We start from the raw sequence: 20,852 nt of genomic DNA on the forward strand, positions 1-20,852 counted from the left end.
CTGACCCCGATGCGGGGATCGGGCACCGCCATCGATCAGGGAGAAATTCATGTTGTCGACGATCCGGCGGCGTCTGCCCGCCATGGGACATCCGCTCGCACCGGTCCTGGTGCTGATGGGTTCGGTGGTGTTGACGGGATGCGGGGGCGCCGTGCAGGACGTCCTGACCGACACCCGGGACCTGTACCAGCTCGACAAGGGCAATGCCGACTGCACGGTCGACCAGCCGATGGGGACTTGCCAGGACGTCAAGATCCTGGCGTCGAAGCGGCACACCTTCAGCAGCGACTTCCGCCCGCAATGGGTGGAGAAGCCGGACAAGGCCGACGCAAGCCGCGTCATCGACCATGTCTACCGGGACCCGCTGCCCAATGGCGACATGCAGCTGAGCGTCGGTTTCAACGCGAGGTTCAGGCCGGGCGTGTACACCGGCACCATCGAGTTGTCCACGCTCAACCTGGACCCGTTCACCGATTGGGTGCCGACGAAGATCCGTTACCGCCTGGAGGTCGGCAGCGGCGGCACCACGAACCTGACGACCCTGCCCGCGGTGATTGCGGGAGCGGGCGACTGGGCCAGCTTCGGTGGCAACGGCGCGCGCACCGGCTACGTGCCGGTGTCGCTGGACGCGACGAAGTTCAATGCGCGCTGGACCCGTTGGGTCCTCAGCGCTGGAACCGTGTTCGGAGAAGGGCTTCAACTGGGGCAGGGGCTGATCGCGGTGCCCGACCTGGTCACCGGCGGCGGCGCCGTGACCAGCAACGCGACGGTGATGTCGCTGAAGGACGGTACCGACCTGTGGCAGGGCTTGCTGCCAGAGAACCCGACCCAGGTGGTCGGACAGGGCACCCGGTTGTACTGGGGCGCCGCGAGCGGTCGGGTGATGGTGACGTCGACGACCGCGGCGACGGTGCTCGGCGACCACACATCCAAGGGCAACACGCCGGTGGCGCCTGGCTGGACCTTCGCGGGCGGACGGCTGCTGATGCCGACGGATCCGGAAGTGAACTACCTGTCCGCGCTCGACGTGGCGGACATCAAGACGCCGGTGTGGACGACGACCTTGTCCGACCGGATCACGGGCGTCAACTTCACCGCGTGGGGCGCGACCGCCGATGCGAACGCCGGTCTGGCCTATGTGAGCGCGGGCGGCGTGTACCGGGCGCTGCGCCTGAGCGACGGCACCATCCAGGCGGAGGCGCAGGTGCCGACGCGCGAGAACCTGGGCATCGGACAGGTCTCGACCTTCCAGGCGCCGGTGCTGGCGGACGACGGCGTGAGCACCATCCTGCTGAGCCATCGTGACCTGACGCGGGGGAGCATCGAGCAGAACCACCTGACGGTCGTGGATCGCGCCAGCGGGGGCAGCGCTGGGACGTGTCGGGCCAGTTCATGGACCACCCGGTGACGGCGCGCGGCGTGGTGTACGTCTCCAACCAGCTCACCAAGGCGGTGGAGGCGCGCAGCCTCGCCGACGGTTCGCTGCTGTGGACCTGGGCCATGCCGGCGGCCGACAGCTACTGGCAGCGGCAGATGGTCCTGACCGACACCCACCTGTTCGTGTCGACCGACAAGCAGACGGTCGCGATCGATCTGGCGACGCGCACCGAGGCGTGGCAGACGCCGGTGGGCGGCTGGCTCGGCCTCACACCGGAAGGCGTGCTGGTGGTGTTCTCGTCGGTCGGCGGCATCAACCAGATGTCGGCGGTGAGGACCTTCAATCTGCGTTGAGCGCCTGGATTCATTCCTCGTCGATGTTCAGCCCGGATTGCCACAGCGGCAGGGCAGCATCGAACATCGACGGCGCGCTTCCCAGCGCTTTCGGATCCCGGGCCAGCTTGATCCAGGTCAAGGTGTCATGGTGGCTGCCCGGCAGCAGGTCGCGGCTGCGTTCCTGCATCAGCCACGCATGCAGCGCGGCGTACTGGTCGGGGTGGCGCTGCGCGGTCCAGCCCAGGCCGACGAGGTCGCCGTAGCCTTCCTCGCGTCGCGCGGATTTCATCGACAGGTAGGCGCGCTGCAGGTCCGGGCTCAGGCCGTCCGGCACCGGCGTGGCCGAGAAGCCCGCCGGCAGGTTGAACCAGGCGCCGTCCAGATAGCGGCGGCAATGACCCAGTTCATGCGCCGCCATCAGCTCGAGCGCGCTGTCTTCCAGGCCCGCCGGGAGGCGTTGCATCGTGGCTTCGCCCTCGGGGTTGCCGCGCAGGCTGAGCACCAGCTTGCAGCGGCCGTCCTTGAAGCCCAGGGCCAGCGGTGCCGCCTCCGGCGCGTCCTGCGGCTGGACGACGACGTCGACCGGCATGCCCGAGGTCCTGGCGTGCTGGAGCACCGGCGTCATGTCCGCGATCCAGCGCTGTTCCAACGGCGTCAGGCCGGCGGCATGGGCGGTCGTCGAGGCGACGGTGAGGGCGGCGGCGAGCGCGGCAAGCGCGGCGAAAGACTTCTTCATCACGGCTCGGGTCCTGCGGGCAAGAAAGCAGAACACCGATGGTGAAGGGACGGGCGACGCTTGTGGGCGCCCGGTTCCGCGTGCGGGCCGGGGTCGCGTGACAGGCTGCCGCTTGGACGCGGCGAGTTGTAAACCGGAGGAGCAGGGGGCGCGGAGGGGCCGGGCGCTCAGCCCAGCGCCGTGTCCAGCACCATCATCAGCGCGAAGCCGAGCATCAGTCCCTGCGTCGCCCAGCGCTCATGGCCCTTGCGGTGAGACTCGGGAATGATCTCGTGGCTGATGACGAACAGCATCGCGCCCGCCGCGAAACCCAGGCCCCATGGCAGCAGCAGCGGCCAGGCGGACACGACCCACGCGCCCAGCACCGCGCCCACGGGTTCCACCAACCCGGAGGCCGCGCCCAGCAGCAGCGCCTTGCGCCGCGAGTAGCCCACCGCCATCAGCGCCACGGCGATGACGAAGCCCTCGGGCAGGTCCTGGATCGCGATGGCCAGGCTCAGGCTGGCCGCCGCGACCGGATCGTTGGCCGCGAAGGCCACGCCGATCGCCAGGCCCTCCGGCAGGTTGTGCAGCGTGACCGCGATCACGAACAGCGTCGTGCGCCGCAGCCGCGTCGGATCCATGCCCTCGCGGCCCTTGATGAAATGCTCGTGGGGCAGCCAGCGGTCGAGCGCCATCAGCGCCCAAGCGCCGAGCAGCACCGCCAGCGCGACCTGCGTCGCGGCGCCGGTCGGCGTCGAGTGGGCGCGCGCGGCCTCCAGGCCGGGAATGATCAGCGAGAACGAGCAGGCCGCCAGCATCACGCCCGCGCCGAAGCCCATCAGCGCGTCCTGCGCGCGCGCCGACAGGCTGCGCGTGCCCAGGGCGGGCAGCGTGCCGAAGGCCGTCGCCGCCGCGGCGAGCAAGCCCGCCTGCAGCGCCATCGCGATCACCGAGCCGTGGCCGACGCCGCCGGACGGCCGGATCCATGTCCATCCCTGCTGCAGCAACAGCGCGGCGCCGATCAGCAGGATCGCGACACCGAAGGCCTGACGCAGCCGATGCCGGCGCGCCAAGGTCCTGTCGTGGCGGGGGATCGCGTCAGAGTCCGCCATCGGTCAGCTTCGCGGGATCCAGCATCTGCTGGAGGGTGGCGCGATCGAAGTCGGTCATCTCCTCGGCAACGTCGAGGATGGGACGCTTCTCCGCATAGGCGCGCTTGGCGATCGCGGCGGCCTTCAGGTAGCCGATCTCGCGGTTCAGCGCGGTGACCAGGATCGGATTGCGCGCCAGCGCGTGCTGCAGTCCGTCCTTGTTGACCTTGAAGTCGCGGATCGCCTGCTCGGCCAGCGCCTTGGCCGCCGCCGACAGCAACGCCAGGCTGTCCAGCAGGTTGGTCGCGATCAGCGGCAGCATCACGTTGAGCTGGAAGTTGCCCGACTGGCCCGCGATCGTGATGGCCGTGTCATGGCCGATGACCTGGGCGCAGACCATCGTGACCGCTTCGGGGATCACCGGATTCACCTTGCCCGGCATGATCGACGAGCCGGGCTGCAGCGCATGCAGCTCGATCTCCGCCAGGCCGGCCAGCGGGCCCGAGTTCATCCAGCGCAGGTCGTTGGCGATCTTCATCAGCGAGACCGCCAGACCCTTCAGCGCACCCGACAGCGCCACCGCCGTGTCCTGCGCCGACAGCGCGGCGAAGAAGTCCGGCGCCGGGCGGAAGCTCAGGCCGGTCAGCTTGGAGAGTTCCTCGGCGAAACGCTGCGCGAAATCCGGATGCGCGTTGATGCCGGTGCCCACCGCCGTGCCGCCCTGCGCCAGCTCGCACACCGACGGCAGCAGCGCGCGCAACTGCGCGCGGCGCGCCTCGATCTGCGCGCACCAGCCGCCCAGCTCCTGGCCCAGGCGCAGCGGCATCGCATCCATCAGGTGGGTGCGGCCGGTCTTCACGTGGTGGCCGTCGCTCTGGATCTTGTCCTGCAGCGTCTGGACCAGCAGGTCCAGCGCCGGCAGCAACTCGCCCTGCAGCGCCTGCGCGGCGCTGATGTGCAGCACCGTCGGGATGGAGTCGTTGCTGCTCTGGCCGGCGTTGACGTGGTCGTTGGCGTTGACCGTGACCGGGTTCGCCGCGCCGCTGCCGATCAACCGCGTGGCGACGGTGGCGATCACCTCGTTGGCGTTCATGTTCGAGCTGGTGCCCGAGCCGGTCTGGAAGATCTCCACCGGGAAGTGGCTCATCAGCGCCGGGTCCTGCAGCAGCTGCGTGGCGGCGCGGTCGATGGCGTGGCCGATGTCGGCCGGCACCTGCTCCAGCGCGATGTTGGCGCGCGCCGCGGCCGCCTTCTGCAGCACCAGCGCGCGCACGAAGCGCTCGGGCATGGGCTGGCGGCTGATGGCGAAGTTCTCGACCGCGCGCTGGGTCTGCGCGCCGTAGAGCGCGTCGACGGGCACGGCGACTTCGCCCATGGAGTCGCGTTCGATGCGGGTCGCCTTGGTGGCCTTGGTCATGGGGATGCTTCTTTCCTGGTCATTCCTGGAGGGGGCTGCGGCTCAGACGCCAATGGAAGCGCTGCAGGCGCGCGACGAGGGCGGCGTCGCCCTGGGCGTCGGCCAGCCGGTGCAGCGCCGCCAGCGGACGGTTGAGCTGATCCAGGCAGGCACATCGCCAATGCCAGGGTAGCAGCGTGTTGTGAGCGGCGCCGTACAGCAGCCGGAGGGCCTGCTCGTGAGCGGGGATCGCCGCGAGGACGCCGGCGTCCACCAGCTGCTCCAGCGCCAGCTGGTGCTGCCGCAGCAGCGCCGGTTCGTCGGGCGCGAGGCCGCAGGTGATCTTCAGCGCCATCCAGCGCAGGCATTCGACGCCCGGATGATCGGCGGCGGCGCATCCCCCGTCGACCGCCATCGGAGCGGCACGCAACTCCCCCGCGGGAGGGAGACCCAGAGCGGCGGGGGCACGGACGGACCCCGGGGAACGGGCAGGCGGGACGGCAGCAAGGGCATGGCGGCTCCTGACGATCGAGGCGTGAACCGGAAGGACCGGCGGACACGGGCTGGCAGGAACGCTTGCTGTGGTGGGAACGGGAAGGGGGTCCGGCAAGGACCGCGCCTGATGCGGCAGACAGGCAAAAGAAAAGAGAGGTCGAGCCGCGAAACGATGCCGATCGGATCGCGGCGCAACCTCTCTGCAATTTGCATTGGTCGCGCGGGGTCGGAACCCGCAGGAGTCTTCTCGTTTGCGGATCATCCTAGATGAGAATTGCTCTCATCTGCAAGCCAGTGTCTGCAAGCGCTTGCAATGCCTGGGGGCTTTGCGCGAAGTCCGGTCAGACCAGCCGAAGGTCCTTGGGCCGCACGCCGGGAAAGACGCGGGCCAGCGCGTCGTTGGAGAGTCCGAACTGGCGCTGCCACAGGCCGCCCAGCACGGCGCGGTAGTCGTTGAGCACCGGGTAGTCGCGGTTCTGGAACAGCGTCGACGCGGTCAGGGCGATCTGGTCGCCGGCCACCGGGCCGCCGGCGGCGAGGTTGCCGCCCAGCAGCCAGTACACGCTGCCGTGACCGTGGTCGGTGCCGCGGTTGCCGTTCTCGCGGAAGGTGCGGCCGAATTCGCTGATCACCATCACCGTGGTCTGGCGCCAGAGATCGGGGCCGAGTTCATCCGCGATGGCAGCGAGGCCGCGGCCGAGTTCCTCGAAGCGGTTGGCCAGCTGGCCGGTCGCGCCGCCCTGGTTGACGTGGGTGTCCCAGCCGCCGACGTCGATGAAGCCCAGGCTGAAGCGGCCGCGCATCAGCGTCGCGATGCGGCGCGCCTCCAGCTCGAAGCCCTTGGCGGGAATCGCGTTGCGACCGGCGGCGTCGGTCATCGTCTTCATGCGGTCGGGGGACAGGTCGCGCGCCAGCTCCTCGCGCAGCGCGAGCCCTTCCTCGACCGAGGCACCCAGGCGCTGGCCCTGGTACATGCTCGCAATCAACGCGCGGTTCTTCGCGTCGACGGCAGGGCGCGCGGTCTCGCGCAGGCCGGCGTTGGCGATGCGGACCGGTCCACGGAAAGCGATCGGCAACTGGTCCGTGAACGACAGCGCCTGCTGCGCGTCGAGCTCCGCCGCCAGACGGTTCAGGAAACCGGAGTTGTAGTCGCGCGAGCCACCGACCGGCTGACCCAGTTCGATGCTGTCCTGCGTCTCGAAATGACTGCGCGACAGATCCTCCGTCCCGGCGAAGGGAATGAACCGCACCTGTCCCGCCTGCGCCAGCGGGAACACGCTGTTGCGCAGGGCAGGGTGCAAGCCCCAGTCGGCATTCAGCGCAAGCGCCGAGGCCGCGTCGGCCGGCGACGGTCTCGCGATCGCGATGCGCGGGCGCTGCTCGTAGTAGAAGCTGCTGCCCGTGGGGATCAGCAGGTTCGTGGCGTCGTAGCCGCCGCGCAGGAAGACCAGCAGGAATCTGGGGCGAGCTCCTCCTTGGACCTCGCCCGAAGCCGCAGACGCCGGCCCCCTCGGCGCTCACAGTCTTCCCTGCGGTCAGGGTTCGCGCCGAGGGGGCCCGGCGTCTGCGGCTTCTCGGGGCATTGCACGGCGGTGCTGGCGAAGAGGCGGGCGCTGGAGATCGACAACGAGGTCGCCGTCAATGCGCGAAGAAGATGACGTCGGTCCATGGTCGGGCGTCCGTGTCAGCGATACATGAAGTCAGGACTGGAGAGCCACAGCGTCAGCCATTGCTGGGGCGTCGTGGTCTGCGCGAGCGCTGTGCGCGTCGCCGGTGCGAGCGTCGGTTCGACGCGCAGGCGCAGCGGCTGCAGGTCCGGCAGCGGCACCGGCGTGTTCGTGCCCTCCGGCCGGTACAGCGCCACCGCGCCACCGCCGATCTGGCGCGCGACCTCGAATCTCAGCGTCATCTGCCCCGGACTGTTCCAGGCATCCGCCGTCAGCGGATAACCGTCCGGCGTCTGCTTGTCGTAGAGACCTTGTCCGAGGCGGCGCAGCCAGTTCTGCAACGGCTGCGCGTTCTGCAGCTCACGCTGCTCGAAGCCTGCGCGCAGGCTCGACAGCAGGTACACGTGCGGGTCCTTGAACCGCGGTGTCTCGGCTGAGGCGAACTGCGGCGCGTACAGCATCGGGCGCAGCGTCGCGGCCAGATCGCCCTTCGTTCTCAGGAAGGCGGCCGCCATCGCGTCGATCACGTCCCGCGGCGGCTGCTCGCCGAGAAAGAACACCGCCAGCTTGCCGCAGACGAAACGCGCCGTCGCCGGCTGCGCGACCAGCAGGTCCAGCACCTCGTCGAGTTCATCGGCGCCGCGGCCCTTGATCGTGCGGCCCAGCAGCTGCTTGTCGCCGAAGTCGTGCCGGCCCGGGTGGAACTCGAACAGGCCGTCGCGTTTGTAGAGCGCCTCGAAGCGCGGCGCGACCTTCGCCGGCTCCGGATCGACGCGCACGCCGAAACCTGTCAGCACGCGCGCGAGCTCCTGCACGTCGCGCTGCGAGTAGCCGCCGTCGACGCCCAGGGTGTGGAGCTCCAGCAGTTCTCGCGCGTAGTTCTCGTTGATCGCGCGGACGGCGTTCTGATCGTTGTCGAGGTAACGCAGCATCGCCGGATGTCGCGCGACCGCGCCGAGCATCGTGCGGAACGATCCCAGCGCATGCGGACGCAGCGCGCGGTCCTGGTAGTCGGCCAGCATCAGCCGGATGTCGCGCTTGCCCTGGTGCACGTTGAAGTGGTTGAACCAGAACCAGGACAGTTGTTCCAGCAGCTGCTGCTCGGCATAGAGCTCGCGCAGCAGCTGGCGCTCGCCGGTCTCGCGCGCGGCCAGCCCTTGCGCGTCCTGATAGGCCTTGCGCGCGGCGACACGTTCCTCTTCGGTCGCAACCTTGTTGTCGCCGTTGCGCCGGAAGGACTCCGCCGCCCACACGCGCGACGGCAGCGTGCCTTGGCTGATGCCCATGGCATCGATGCGGGCCTGGACCGGCGCGGGCATTTTCGCGCCAGCGTCGGCGCGGAGCTGGCGCTCGACATAGGGACCCCAGCCGAGGCGTTCGATCTCGCTGAGCTGCGACTGCGTCGCGCCCCAGCCGATGCGGTTGGCCGCGCGCAGGCGCTGCGAGGCATCAATCGGAATATCGGGCGCGGAGGGCAGTCCGCCGCACGCGGCGAGCGCCGCGGACGCCGTCACGCCCAGCAGCAGCGAGCGGCGCCGGAACGTGAGAGTCGGTGCCGGTGCCGTGGACGACGGGAGCGGTGTCGAGGGTGACATGCGACAAGCATGCCGCCCCCGTGTCGGCCGTGTCCAGTGGCCTTTGCGCTACTTCACAGTTGTAGCGCACGGCTCATTCAGAGCTCCGCCACGCCCTTCACACGCTCGGGAGCCTTTGCCAGCGGCACGACGGCGATGGGCGCTTCGACCGCGCGACCGTGGAAGCGGTCCAGCAGATCCTTCCACTGCGCGCGCACGGTGACGACGTTCGCCAGCTTCACGTGGCCGTAGCCGCGGATGCCTTCGGGCAGGCGCGCGAGCTTGATGGCGATGTCCAGCTTCTCGGCGCTCAGGTGCGCCAGCAGCTCGTCGACGAGCGCCTCGTAGTCGCGGACCAGCTGACGCTCGATGCGGCGTTCTTCGGTCTTGCCGAAGATGTCGAGCGCACCGCCGCGCAAGCCCTTGAACTTCGCCAGTGTCTTCAGCGCCTTGAAGGTCCACGAGCCGAGCTCGACCTTCTTCGCGCGGCCGTCGGCGCCCGGCTTGGACAGCAGCGGCGGTGCCATGTGGAAGCTCAGGTGATCCCAGTCCTCGAACTGCGCCTTGAGCGCGGCCTCGAACTTGCCGTCGGTGTACAGGCGGGCGACCTCGTACTCGTCCTTGATGGCGAGCAGCTTGGCGTAGTAGCGCGCGACGGCCTTGGTCAGGCGCAGGCCCTTGCCGGCCGGATCTCCATTTGCGAGCGCGACCTCGGCGGTGCGCACGCGCTGCACCAGCGCCTCGTAGCGCGAGGCGTAGGCGGCGTCCTGGTAGTCGGTCAGGAAGGCCTTGCGGCGCGCGATCAGGCCGGGCTGGCCGTCCTTGTCGTCGAGCTGGTCGAAGTTGAACCACTGCACCGCTGAACCGGATTGCTCGCCGGCCAGACGGCGCAGCGCTTCCGGCGCGGCGATCGCCAGGCGACCCAGCGCGAACGCGGTCTTGTTGTTCTCGACGGCGACGCCGTTCAGCTCGATCGCGCGCATCAGCGCCTCGAAGGACACCGGCACCAGACCGCGCTGCCAGCAGGCGCCCAGCATGATGATGTTGCTGGGCATCGTGTCGCCCATCAGGCGCTTGGCGATGTCCTGCGCGTCGATGCTGGCGAGCAGGTCCTTGCCCTCGCCGACGGCGTGGCGCATCTTCGCGATCAGCGCGTCGGCCTGCAGGCTCGCGTCCGGGTTGCGGACGAAGGCGGCGGTCGGCAGTTCGTGCGTGTTGGCCAGGATCACCGTGCGGCCGGCCTTGATCGTGGCCAACGCGTCGGCGCTCGCGCCCACGACCATGTCGCAGGCCAGCAGCACGTCGGCCTGCTGCGTGTCGATGCGGACCTGGTTGAGCAGGTCCTGCGTCGGCGCCACGCGCACGAAGGACAGCACCGCGCCGCCCTTCTGCGCGAAGCCCATGAAGTCCAGCACCGAGCTCTGCTTGCCTTCCAGGTGTGCGGCCATGGTGACCAGCGCGCCCACCGTCACGACGCCGGTGCCGCCGACGCCGGTGACCAGCATGTCGAAGGGCCCCGTCCACGCCCAGGGCGCGGGCGGGTGGATGGCGGCGATCTCGCGCGCCAGGTCCGCCGGTCCGAAGGCCGCGCCGGCGCGCTTCTTCAGCTTGGCGCCGTGCACCGAGACGAAGCTCGGGCAGAAGCCGTTCACGCAGCTGAAGTCCTTGTTGCAGCTGCTCTGCTCGATCACGCGTTTGCGGCCGAAGTCGGTCTCCACCGGCACGACGGACAGGCAGTTGCTCGCCTGGCCGCAATCGCCGCAGCCTTCGCAGACGGACTCGTTGATGAAGATGCGCTTGTCGGGGTCGGGGAACTCGCCCTTCTTGCGGCGGCGGCGCTTCTCCGCGGCGCAGGTCTGGTCGTAGATCAGCACGGTGACGCCGGCGATCTCGCGCAGCTCGCGCTGCACGGCGTCGAGTTCGGACCGGTCGTGGAAGGTCGTGCCCGCCGGGAAGAGCCCGTGATGGCCCTCGTACTTCTCGATGTCGTCGGAGACCACGACCAGGCGCTTCACGCCTTCGGCCTCCACCTGGCGCGCGATCTGCGGCACCGAGGTCTGGCCGTCGACCGGCTGGCCGCCGGTCATCGCGACCGCGTCGTTGTAGAGGATCTTGTAGGTGATGTTGGCCTTGGCCGCGATGGCCTGCCGGATCGCCAGGTAACCCGAGTGGTAGTAGGTGCCGTCGCCCAGGTTCTGGAAGACATGCTTCTCGGTCGTGAAGCGCGAATGCGCCGCCCAGTCGACGCCTTCGGCGCCCATCTGGATCAGGCCCGAGGTGCCGCGCTCCATCCAGCTGGCCATGAAGTGGCAGCCGATGCCGGCCAGCGCGCGCGAGCCTTCGGGCAGCTTGGTCGAGGTGTTGTGCGGGCAGCCCGAGCAGAAGTAGGGCTGGCGGCGCACCGCGTCGGCGCTGTTGGACAGCAGGCAGGGCGTCAGGAAGTCGACGACCAGATGACGCCGGTCCAGCGCCGGGTTCAGCCGCGCGAGCCAGTCGGCGACGGTCGGCATGATCCGCGATGGGCGCAGCTCGCCGAGCGCGCTCAGCACGGCGGCCCCGTGTTCATCGGACTTGCCGACCACGCGCGGACGTTGCGCGTCGGGCAGGTGGTACAGCAGTTCCTTGATCTGGCGCTCGACGACGGGCGCCTTCTCCTCGATGACCAGCATGTCGGTCAGGCCCTGCGCGAACTCGCGGATGCGCGTCGGCTCCAGCGGGTACACCAGGCCGACCTTGTAGACCCGCACGCCGGCGGCGGCCAGCGCGTTGGGGTCCAGGTCCAGGCGGCGCAGCACTTCCATGAAGTCGTAATGCGCCTTGCCGACGGTCACGATGCCCAGCGACGCGCGCGGGCTGACGACGATGTGCTTGTCGATCGAGTTGACCTTGGCGAAGGCCAGGACGGCGTCGATCTTGTGCGCGAGGCGCGACTCCAGCTCCAGCGACGGCAGGTCGACGGAACGGATGTGGAGGTTGGTCGGCGGCGTGTGGTCGACGGGCAGCTCGAAGTCCATGGGCACCGCGTCGAGGTCGACCGTCATGCCCGACTCGACGACTTCCGAGATCGCCTTGAAGCCGACCCAGGCGCCCGAGAAGCGCGACAGCGCCCAGCCGTAGAGGCCGGACTCGAGGTACTCGGCGACGTTGCCCGGATGCACCAGCGGCATGGACCAGGCCTGCAGCGCGAGGTCGCTCTGGTGCGGCGTCGACGAGGACACGCAGCCGTGGTCGTCGCCGCAGACGACGAGCACGCCGCCCTGCTTCGCGGTGCCGTAGACGTTGCCGTGCTTGAGCGCGTCGCCGGAACGGTCCACGCCCGGGCCCTTGCCGTACCACATCGCGAACACGCCATCGACAGTGCGCTTCGGGTCCAGCGCCACGCGCTGCACGCCCAGGCAGGCGGTGGCTGCGAGGTCCTCGTTGATCGCGGGCAGGAAGTTGACTTCCGCCTTGTCGAGGAACTTCTTCGCCTTCCACAGCTGCTGGTCGACCATGCCCAGCGGGCTGCCGCGGTAGCCGCTGACGAAGCCGGCGGTCTTCAGGCCCTGGCGCTCGTCCTGGGCCTTCTGCATCAGCAGCAGGCGCACGAGGGCCTGGGTGCCGGTCAGGAACACCGGCCCGGCGCTGGCGGCCAGGTTGTCGGAGAGCTGGTACGGGCGCAGGGCCGGCGCGACGGCAAGACTGGCTTCGGTCATGGCTTGTCTCCCCAATGGGGCGAGCCGGCCGGGGAGCGCCGGTCGGCTCGGAGTTCTAGAAGAATGAATGAAGAGATTCTTTCCGAGAAAATGCGAACTTTCTTCCTCCGTTTACTAGAGCGGCGGCATAGATCGACTGGATAATTCTCGGAAAGTGCCAATATGGAGAACGAACGTTTCGATCGGGCGACGCGCTTGATCCTGGAAGCCTTGCAGTCCGACGCGCGCCAGAGCACGCAGCAGCTGGCGGACAAGGTCGGGCTGTCGGCGACGCCGGTCTGGCGCCGGGTCAAGGAGCTCGAGGAGCGCGGCGTGATCAAGCGCCACGTGGCGCTGGTGGATCGGGAGCAACTCGGCCTGTCGATCTGCGTTCTGGCGAACGTCAGCCTCGTGCGTCACACGGAGGGGGCGGTCGACGCTTTCGAGGCGATGGTCGCGGGCAGCCCGGAGATCGTCGAATGCCAGGCCATCACCGGCGAGGCGGACTACGTCATCAAGATCGTCGCGCCGGACATGAAGGCGTACGACCAGTTCCTGCAGAGCAAGGTGTTCCGCGTCCCGGGCGTCGCCAGCGTGCGCAGCAACGTGGTGCTGCGCGAGGTGAAGTACGAGACCGCCTATCCGGTGCCCTGATCCGCACTGCCAGTTCAACGTGCGGGCAGAAACTGCGAGTGGGGCCGGAATGACGCTGGGGGTTCGCGGACGCGACGCCCCCTGCGTCGTGGAGTGCCCGCGCTTGGCGTCGCGAACGACGGCGGCCGTCGCAGTGCGCGTTCTCCTCAATGGGCATCGCGTTTTCCACGTGAGATCCTGACGCCATGTTCTCCGTCTACGGCACTTCCGGAAAGATTCTCACCGGCGGCCTGGAGCAGGTTCGCGACCTGGCTCCGGTGCAGGCGGTGGCGCGCACGCGTGCGGTGGCGCCGATTGCGCGGCAGGGGGATCTGACGCCGTCGACGGTCGTGCTGGCGGGGGTGGGGCAGGGCGCTGGCGGCGGCGTCGGGAGCGGACCGGGATTCGGGCCGTCGGCCTACATGGCGCACGAGGCCCTCGCGGCCTATGCCGGCGACACCACGCGCGTGCCGCTCACGCAGGTGCATCAGCTGATGAGCCGCAAGCTGATCAGCGTGATGTCGGGCTCGTCGCTGCGGCAGGCGATGCGGACGATGTCCCGCGTCGGCGTCGCGCAGGCGCCGGTGCTCGGGGAGCAGGGGAGGTGCGCGGGCTGGTGTCGCGGGGCGATCTCACGCGCGGCCTGGCGGAGGATCTGGAGGAGATGGCGGAGATCATGGTCATCGCCCGGCGGCTGGCCGCGCCGGTGGACGATGTGATGTGGACGCCGGTGCCGGTCGCGCAGTCCGATACACCGCTGCGAGAGGCCGCCCAGTTGATGCTCGACCTGGGCCTGCCCGGCCTGCCCGTGGGCGACGACAACGGCCGGTTGATCGGCTTTCTCTCGCGCAGCGACCTGCTGCGAGGCATGACGCACGAACCGCCGCTGGACCTCTGGTCCTGAAGCGCGCTGCCCCTCGATCCCTCGAGGTCAGTACTTGCGCATCCCGCGGTCGGCTTCTTCCTGCTCGATCGCCTGCAGCGTGCGCCAGTCGGTGCACACGAAGACCCCGTCCTCGACGATGCGGTCCGGCAGCGAGCCGTCGCCGCGGGCGACCTTCCCGTCCTTGCAGATCAGGGTGCCGCGCGCCGTGCCCTGGTCCTGCAGCGCCTTGCCGACGACCATCGAATCCCGTGTGTACAGCGTCAGCATCAGCAGCGCGAACAGCACGCCCAGCATCAAGGCCACGCCGACGACGATGTCGCTGACGTCGCGCAGGGCGGACGGTGGCGTCGGCGCCGCCGCCTGCGCACGAGGCGCGGCGGCGAAGCTGCGGCCGTCGTCCCGCGAGGCGCTCGACGGTGAGCGCGACGTGGACGTCGAACCGGATCGCGTGTTGGCGCGAGACAAGCCGGGCGAAGGACGGGTGGTAGCCATGTTCATGAGACGGATCGCTTTGCCAAAAAGACACCAGCAGGGCGGACCGGGGACTGACGAGACGAAGGCTACAGGGGACCGGCCCCGTCAACTACTTAAATGCGGGGCTCCCACCAAAAATGCACGGGTGAACCCACCCCTTTCCGTTGGTTACAGCAGTTGCAGAACTAAGATTTCTGCACCTCAAAAGAGCGCCTTCCGGGCACTCCAAGCGCCCGAAGCGGCGCAGTGCGCACACCGCGCGAATCCACACGCCGACCCTGCGTCCACCTTCGCGAGCTCGATCCACCATGTCCCACGCCGAAACCCCTCTCACGGCCGCCGCGCATCAGGCGCTGCAGAAGCTGTCGCACGAATTGCCGGATGCCTGCGAGCGTCTGGACTACGTCAAGCGCATGACCGACCAGGCCGCCAACAAGGTGCTGGGCATCGTCGAGTCGGCGCAGGAGGATGCCCAGGCCGTGGCGCGCCAGGGGCATGAGTTGTCGGAATCGCTGCAGCGTCTGGCGGCCTCGCCGGACCTGAGCGTCGAGCGCGCCCGCGCGATGATGCGTCTGTGCGCCGCCTATGCGGCCGGTGCCGCCGGCTTCGCGGACCGGGTGAAGGGCCTGCAGACCGAGATCATGATGGCGCAGGACTTCCAGGACCTGTCCGGCCAGGTGATCAACAAGGTGCTGGGCATGCTTCGCCCCGCTGAGGAGCCGCTGCAGCAGCTGCTGGCCGCGCAGGGGCACGACACGCCGGCGGCCGCCGCGGAAGAGCAGCTCGCCGGCGTGCAGACGCCGGACAAGGCGCTGCAACAGGACGACGTCGACGCGATGCTGGCCGAAATGGGCTTCTGAGCCCGCTTCCAGACGTTCGGCAGGCGTTCGACGAACGCATTCCCGGATCGGTCCCCGTTCAGGACCAGAGCATCGGATCCACCTCGTAGTACCGGCGCAGTTCCGCATACAAGGCGGGATGTGCGTGCGCCAGCGCCCACGGTTGCCCGAAGAAACGCTCGCTCGAGACGGCGAAGAACTCTGCCGGCTCGGTGGCGGCGTAGTCACCCAGCGGATCGGGTTCACCGGCCGCCAGTCTGGCGCGCAGCAGGTCGAAGCTGTTCTGCATCACCACCGCCCAGCGCGCCTGTCGCGCCCGATTGCCCAGCCAGGGCGCGCCGTTGGCCATGCCCTTGACCTGATCGAGCTGGTGCGCGAATTCATGCACCGCGACGTTGTGGCCGCGCTCGGGCTGCGCGGCGTCGCGCAGCACGTCGTCCCAGGACAGCACCACCTGGCCTTCGCCCCAGGATTCGCCGCTCAGCACCTGGCGGTCCTGCATCTGCAGCGGACCTTGGTGCCGTACGCGATCGACGATGAACGCGCCGGGATACACGAGCACCGTGTGCAGCTTCGGGTAGTAGCCGCGCGCGCGGCCCAGCAGCGGCAGCGTCGCCAGCGCGGCGATGGTCACGCGGACCTCGTCGGTGATGACCTGGCCAGCGCAGCCGATGAAGGACTTCTCCGCGAGGAAGACCTGCATCTGGCGCTTGAGCTTCAGTTGCAGATCGGCCGGCAGCCGCGCGACCTGCGGCACGTTGCGGCGCAGGATCGCGCGCCACGCGGCGGGGAAGGCCTTGGCGCGCAGCCCGGCGCGGCGGCGGGCCTGCCGCCAGGAGTGGCTCATCAGCCAGAAGCAGATCAGCGCCGCGATCAGCGCGAGCAACAGCAGGGTCATGGCGGGGAGCGCATCGGCGCTTCGCTGCAGGACTTTGAAGATGCGCGCCCGACGGGCGCTTTTCAAGAGCGGGTCAGGTGTTGCCGCTTGCAATCGTTGTTCGAACAGGCGTGCGGCGTCGACGCGACGAAGTCGAGCCTGCGGGGCGATTGACGGTCGGTGCAAGGGGATTGAAGCCCGGTCCGGTCATCCAAGACCCGGACAATTTCGGCCTGGACGACCGCGGACTTGAGCGCTGATTGAAGCGCCGCCACCAGACGGTCGCCTTGTCACGAACAGACGAGTCATGAGGGAGGGCGGCAACCGGCCGGAAGGCGCGGTGGCCGTCGAGGCGATTTGAAGTTTTCGGAAGTGCAGGCGACGTCGCTGAGGACGTCGCCGTTCGACGTCAGTCCGCTGCAGCAGTACCGCGCGAAAGTCCAGCAGGAGATGCTGGACGGCCCGCCGCCGTCCGTGGTGCTGCGACTGTCCCCGTTCATCGGAACGGAAGGGCCGCTCAAGGAGATGTACGCGCAGAACAGCGCCGACGTCACCTACGGCCGTCATCCGCTCGGCCAGACCGTGCCCCCGGTCAGCCGCGTCGAGACACCGGCTTACTCGCACGGGACCTACACCGCCGCCAATTTCCCCGACCTGCGCGTGCAGGTCGAACTCGGCCCGATGCTCGTCAGCCATGTCGATCGCGCCGGCGGCACGCCGCGCGTGCTGGACGTCACCGCCTGACCCGTCTTAGCATCGCCCGAAGACTCGTGCGACTGGCGCGCGGATCGGGCGACTGGCGGGAGGACGCGATGGATCGACCAGGTCAACAAGATCGGCAAGGGGCACAGGATCGGCGCGCGCGCTGGATGCGCCGCGTCATCGCGGCACCGGTCGCCGCGGGGCTCATGCTCGGCGGTGCCCCGGCACGGGCCGCGGAGCAGACCATCGAGCTGAATTCGCGCGGCGGTTATCAGAGCTACCGGCTGCCGGACGGCGCGACCGACGTGGACCTCGTGCAGCAGACCGCTGGCGGTTGCCGCTTCGGACGCACCTGGGGCTTCGACCTGACCAGCAAGGAGATGTGGGTCGACGGCGGTTGCGGCGGCCGCTTCAGGATCACCACCGCGGCCGCCGGAGCGGGTGGCACCGGCGACAGCGGGAGCTCCGGCAGCTCGGACAATGCGAGCAACGTCGGTGCGGCGATCGCCGCCGCGGCCGTGATCGCCGGCATCGCGCTGATCGCCAGCAACAAGGACAAGGATCGCGACAACGACGGTGACTGGCAGGGCGACCCCGGCTGGAACAGCCGCCAGATCCGCGGCAAGGGCGGCCTGTGTCTCGATATCGAGGGCGGCGCGCGTCCCGGTCGCAACCTCATCGTCTACGACTGCAACAGCGGCGGGAACCAGCGCTTCGAGTGGAACCGCAACGGCGAGCTGCGCGTCTCGGGCCTGTGCCTCGATGTCGCCAACGGCAACAGCTCGGACGGCGCGCGCGTCATGGCCTACGAGTGCAACGGCGGCGCCAACCAGCGCTGGCGCACGCGCGGCGGCGAGATCCGCAGCCTGGACTCCGGCAGGTGCCTCGACATCGAGAACGGCCGCGCCCGCCCGGGCACGGCCGTCATCATGTATCGCTGCAACGGCGGGGACAACCAGCGCTGGTCGTGGTGACCCGCGCGGGGTGATCAGCGCGCGACGGTCTCGGTGCGCGCGGCGCGGACCGCTTCGCTGAGCACGTCCAGCACCTCGATCGAATCGTCCCAGGCCAGGCAGGCGTCGGTGATGCTCTTGCCGTATTCCAGCTTGGACGGATCGTCCTTGCCGGGGCTGAACTTCTGCGCGCCGCCCTTCAGGTGGCTCTCGACCATCACGCCGAAGATGCTGGTGCCGCCGGCGCGGATCTGCCCGGCGATGTCACGTGCCACGTCCAGCTGCCGCTCATGGTTCTTGCTGCTGTTGGCATGCGAGCAGTCGACCATCAGCCGCGTGTCGAGCTTGGAGGTCGCCAGGTCCGCGCAGGCGGCCGCGACGCTCACGGCGTCGTAGTTGGGCGTCTTGCCGCCGCGCAGGATCACGTGGCAGTCGCGGTTGCCCTTGGTCTCGACGATCGCGACCTGGCCGTTCTTGTGCACGGACAGGAAATGGTGGGGCCGCGCCGCCGCCTGGATCGCGTCGGTCGCGATCTTGATGTTGCCGTCGGTGCCGTTCTTGAAGCCGATCGGCGCGGACAGGCCCGAGGCCAGTTCGCGGTGCACCTGGCTCTCGGTGGTGCGCGCGCCGATCGCGCCCCAGCTGATCAGGTCGCCGATGTACTGCGGCGAGATCACGTCCAGGAACTCCGAACCCGCCGGCATGCCCAGCCGGTTGATCTCCAGCAGCAGCTGGCGCGCGATGCGCAGGCCCTCGTCGATGCGGTAGCTCTCGTCGAGGTAGGGGTCGTTGATCAGACCCTTCCAGCCCACCGTCGTGCGCGGCTTCTCGAAGTAGACGCGCATCACGATCTCCAGGGTGTCGGCGTGCTGCTCGCGCAGCGTCACCAGGCGCTTGGCGTACTCCAGCGCCGCGGCCGGGTCGTGGATCGAGCAGGGCCCGATGATCACGAGCAGGCGGTCGTCCTTGCGCTGCATGATGTCGCGGATGCGCTGGCGCGTGCCGACGACGAGCTGCTCCATGGCCGTGCCACGGATCGGGAAGAAGCGGATGAGGTGTTCAGGAGGCGGCAAGGGCGTGATGTCCAGGATGCGTTCGTCGTCGGTCTGGGAGGTCTTGTCCTGCGGCGAATACCAGCGCTCCGCCTGCGTGGCGCTGGGATAAGGACTGTTCGACTTGGCATTCATGGGTGACGCTTTCAGTGGTGGGCTGCTTGACGCTGGGTGCTCGGGGCCCGGCCGAAAAAACCGCCGGGCTTTGGGCCCGGCGGTTTCTTGAGGATTCTTTGGCGCTCTGCTTATGCGTTCGCCTCTCCTCCGCCGGGGCGGTGCGAGAACCAAAAATAAGCAAAATAAAACTTGGGTGCGGAACGCATGGGGCCAATAGTGCCTGTGCTCAATGCGGCGCGTCAAGCGCCGCGGGGTGACAGCCGCCCGTGTCGCGCGACGACATCGGGCAAGCCACCCTTCGTGGAATCCGGTGCCGGCAGGGTCAGGCCGTGCCGCCGACGGTCAGCCCGTCGATGCGCAGCGTCGGTTGGCCGACGCCCACCGGCACGCTCTGGCCTTCCTTGCCGCAGACGCCGACGCCGGTGTCGAGCTGCATGTCGTTGCCGATCATGCTGACGCGGGTCAGCGCGTCCGGGCCGTTGCCGATGATCGTGGCGCCCTTGACCGGGTACTGGATCCTGCCGTTCTCGACCCAGAAGGCCTCGCTGGCGGAGAACACGAACTTGCCCGAGGTGATGTCGACCTGGCCGCCGCCGAAGTTGGTCGCGTACAGGCCCTTGTCGATGCTGGCGATGATCTCCTTCGGATCCTTGTCGCCGCCCAGCATGTAGGTGTTGGTCATGCGCGGCATCGGCATGTGGGCGTAGCTCTCGCGGCGGCCGTTGCCGGTGGGGGCGACCTTCATCAGGCGCGCGTTCATCGCGTCCTGGATGTAGCCCTTGAGGATGCCGTCCTCGATCAGCACGTTGCGCTGCGAGGCGCAGCCCTCGTCGTCGACGTTGAGCGAACCGCGGCGGTCGGGGATGGTGCCGTCGTCCAGCACCGTCACGCCCTTGGCGGCGACGCGTTCGCCGATGCGGCCCGAGAAGGTGGACGAGCCCTTGCGGTTGAAGTCGCCTTCCAGGCCGTGGCCGACGGCCTCGTGCAGCAGCACGCCGGGCCAGCCCGGGCCGAGGACGACGGTCATCTCGCCGGCCGGGACCGGGCGCGATTCCAGGTTGGTCAGCGCCGCGCTCACCGCCTGTTCGACGTAGGAGGCGATCATTTCGTCGGTGAAATAGGCCAGGCCGAAACGCCCGCCGCCGCCGCCGGAACCCACTTCGCGGCGGCCGTTGCTCTCGGCGATGACGGTGACGGACAGGCGCACCAGCGGCCGCACGTCGGCGGCCAGCGTGCCGTCGGCGCGGGCGATCAGGACGACCTCGTGCTCGGCGGCCAGGCCGGCCATCACCTGCGCGATGCGCGGGTCCTTGGCGCGGGCCAGGCGCTCGGTGCGCTCCAGCAGCGCGACCTTCTGCGCGCTGTCCAGGCTGGCGATCGGGTCGGCGTCGCCGTAGAGCGAGCGGCTGCCGGAGACGACCGGCTCGGACGGCACCTTCACGCGGCGGCTCTGGCCGGCCGAGGCGATCGCGCGCACGGTGCGGGCGGCGTCGAGCAGCGCGGCTTCGGAGATGTCGTCGGAGTAGGCGAACGCCGTCTTCTCGCCGGCGACGGCGCGCACGCCCACGCCCTGGTCGATCGAGAAGCTGCCGCTCTTGACGATGCCTTCCTCCAGGCTCCAGCCCTCCGCGCGGGTGGTCTGGAAGTAGAGGTCGGCGTCGTCCACGCGGTGCTCCGTGATCAGGCGCAGCGCCTGCGAGAGCGACGCATCGGTCAGGCCGAAGGGTTCGAGCAGCTGGGCACGGGCGGTGACCAGGCGGGCGAGGGTGGGTTCGCGCGAAATCATCGGCTGATTGTAGGCATCGCCCGGGGCGCCCGCTCGCGGGCGGTGGCGACCCTCCCGGGGTGATGGTGACCGGCCGCCGCCGGTGCTCCACGGCGAAGGGGCGGTAGCGATCCGTAGCAATCGCTTCACCGATCTTTACGGCGACCCCGTCACCGCTTCCGGCAGCCCCCTCGTTGTCTCCTCAGCGGCAACGAAAACCGCAGCC

At 69.2% G+C, this 20,852-nt stretch carries 19 protein-coding genes; 8 read left to right on the top strand and 11 right to left on the bottom strand.

What is annotated here, in order from left to right:
• Window positions 1–49: 49 nt before the first annotated feature.
• Window positions 50–1,408, top strand: a complete 1,359-nt coding sequence (locus ACQ859_RS06640; protein ID WP_431265105.1) for a hypothetical protein — start codon at window positions 50–52, stop codon at window positions 1,406–1,408.
• Window positions 1,393–1,731: a hypothetical protein gene (locus ACQ859_RS06645; protein ID WP_431265106.1), complete on the top strand. Its 339-nt coding sequence runs from the start codon at window positions 1,393–1,395 to the stop codon at window positions 1,729–1,731. The genes ACQ859_RS06640 and ACQ859_RS06645 overlap by 16 nt, the downstream gene beginning before the upstream one ends.
• A 10-nt stretch (window positions 1,732–1,741) precedes the next feature.
• Here ACQ859_RS06645 and ACQ859_RS06650 read toward each other — a convergent pair whose 3' ends face one another.
• The 7 genes from ACQ859_RS06650 to ACQ859_RS06680 form a co-directional block, all read right to left on the bottom strand.
• On the bottom strand, window positions 1,742–2,449 hold the full coding sequence (locus ACQ859_RS06650) for a hypothetical protein (RefSeq protein ID WP_431265107.1): 708 nt from the start codon (window positions 2,447–2,449) through the stop codon (window positions 1,742–1,744).
• Window positions 2,450–2,616: 167 nt separating this feature from the next.
• Complete coding sequence (locus tag ACQ859_RS06655; protein WP_431265108.1) at window positions 2,617–3,543, bottom strand: ZIP family metal transporter; 927 nt, start codon at window positions 3,541–3,543, stop codon at window positions 2,617–2,619.
• Window positions 3,530–4,939, bottom strand: coding sequence for a class II fumarate hydratase (locus ACQ859_RS06660; protein ID WP_431265109.1), 1,410 nt, complete (start codon window positions 4,937–4,939; stop codon window positions 3,530–3,532). Before ACQ859_RS06660 ends, ACQ859_RS06655 begins: the two co-directional genes overlap by 14 nt.
• A 19-nt stretch (window positions 4,940–4,958) precedes the next feature.
• Entirely contained in the window at window positions 4,959–5,333 is a 375-nt protein-coding gene (locus tag ACQ859_RS06665; RefSeq protein WP_067283089.1) for a hypothetical protein, read from the bottom strand.
• 421 nt (window positions 5,334–5,754) lie between these two features.
• A complete protein-coding gene (locus ACQ859_RS06670; protein ID WP_431266475.1) occupies window positions 5,755–6,867 on the bottom strand; it encodes a DUF1501 domain-containing protein in 1,113 nt (370 codons plus the stop codon).
• Window positions 6,868–7,097: 230 nt separating this feature from the next.
• Window positions 7,098–8,675, bottom strand: coding sequence for a DUF1800 domain-containing protein (locus ACQ859_RS06675; protein WP_431265110.1), 1,578 nt, complete (start codon window positions 8,673–8,675; stop codon window positions 7,098–7,100).
• A gap of 77 nt (window positions 8,676–8,752) precedes the next feature.
• The gene (locus ACQ859_RS06680) at window positions 8,753–12,349 is read right to left on the bottom strand and encodes an indolepyruvate ferredoxin oxidoreductase family protein (protein ID WP_431265111.1); all 3,597 of its coding nucleotides are present in this window, start codon (window positions 12,347–12,349) and stop codon (window positions 8,753–8,755) included.
• A 162-nt stretch (window positions 12,350–12,511) separates the two neighbouring features.
• Between ACQ859_RS06680 and ACQ859_RS06685 the strand changes: the two genes are divergently transcribed.
• The 3 genes from ACQ859_RS06685 to ACQ859_RS06695 all read left to right on the top strand — a co-directional run bounded on the left by ACQ859_RS06685 (window position 12,512) and on the right by ACQ859_RS06695 (window position 13,865).
• Window positions 12,512–12,982, top strand: coding sequence for an Lrp/AsnC family transcriptional regulator (locus ACQ859_RS06685; RefSeq protein ID WP_431265112.1), 471 nt, complete (start codon window positions 12,512–12,514; stop codon window positions 12,980–12,982).
• Window positions 12,983–13,167: 185 nt separating this feature from the next.
• A complete protein-coding gene (locus tag ACQ859_RS06690) occupies window positions 13,168–13,680 on the top strand; it encodes a CBS domain-containing protein (protein WP_431265113.1) in 513 nt (170 codons plus the stop codon).
• Window positions 13,638–13,865 carry a CBS domain-containing protein gene (locus ACQ859_RS06695; protein ID WP_431265114.1) on the top strand — a complete coding sequence of 76 codons (228 nt, stop codon included), beginning with the start codon at window positions 13,638–13,640 and terminating at the stop codon, window positions 13,863–13,865. The genes ACQ859_RS06690 and ACQ859_RS06695 overlap by 43 nt, the downstream gene beginning before the upstream one ends.
• Window positions 13,866–13,892: 27 nt before the next feature.
• On the opposite strand, the gene ACQ859_RS06700 is transcribed toward ACQ859_RS06695, so the two are convergent.
• Window positions 13,893–14,345, bottom strand: a complete 453-nt coding sequence (locus ACQ859_RS06700) for a hypothetical protein (RefSeq protein ID WP_431265115.1) — start codon at window positions 14,343–14,345, stop codon at window positions 13,893–13,895.
• Between the two features lie 284 nt (window positions 14,346–14,629).
• Here ACQ859_RS06700 and ACQ859_RS06705 point away from each other — a divergent pair, with 284 nt between their 5' ends.
• The gene (locus ACQ859_RS06705) at window positions 14,630–15,181 is read left to right on the top strand and encodes a protein phosphatase CheZ (RefSeq protein WP_431265116.1); all 552 of its coding nucleotides are present in this window, start codon (window positions 14,630–14,632) and stop codon (window positions 15,179–15,181) included.
• Window positions 15,182–15,239: 58 nt separating this feature from the next.
• Here ACQ859_RS06705 and ACQ859_RS06710 read toward each other — a convergent pair whose 3' ends face one another.
• Window positions 15,240–16,058, bottom strand: a complete 819-nt coding sequence (locus tag ACQ859_RS06710; RefSeq protein WP_431265117.1) for a zinc-dependent peptidase — start codon at window positions 16,056–16,058, stop codon at window positions 15,240–15,242.
• A gap of 336 nt (window positions 16,059–16,394) precedes the next feature.
• Between ACQ859_RS06710 and ACQ859_RS06715 the strand changes: the two genes are divergently transcribed.
• On the top strand, window positions 16,395–16,781 hold the full coding sequence (locus tag ACQ859_RS06715) for a hypothetical protein (protein WP_431265118.1): 387 nt from the start codon (window positions 16,395–16,397) through the stop codon (window positions 16,779–16,781).
• Window positions 16,782–16,906: 125 nt separating this feature from the next.
• Window positions 16,907–17,713: a lectin gene (locus ACQ859_RS06720; protein WP_431265119.1), complete on the top strand. Its 807-nt coding sequence runs from the start codon at window positions 16,907–16,909 to the stop codon at window positions 17,711–17,713.
• A 14-nt stretch (window positions 17,714–17,727) separates the two neighbouring features.
• Here the strand turns inward: ACQ859_RS06720 and ACQ859_RS06725 are convergent, their stop codons facing one another.
• Together ACQ859_RS06725 and tldD are read right to left on the bottom strand one after the other, a co-directional pair.
• Complete coding sequence (locus ACQ859_RS06725; protein ID WP_431265120.1) at window positions 17,728–18,879, bottom strand: 3-deoxy-7-phosphoheptulonate synthase; 1,152 nt, start codon at window positions 18,877–18,879, stop codon at window positions 17,728–17,730.
• A gap of 304 nt (window positions 18,880–19,183) precedes the next feature.
• Window positions 19,184–20,647, bottom strand: a complete 1,464-nt coding sequence (gene tldD / locus ACQ859_RS06730; protein ID WP_431265121.1) for a metalloprotease TldD — start codon at window positions 20,645–20,647, stop codon at window positions 19,184–19,186.
• Window positions 20,648–20,852: the final 205 nt, after the last annotated feature.

Origin of the sequence: Roseateles chitinivorans, assembly GCF_050632235.1 — a bacterium.
GTDB lineage: Bacteria > Pseudomonadota > Gammaproteobacteria > Burkholderiales > Burkholderiaceae_C > Roseateles > Roseateles chitinivorans_A.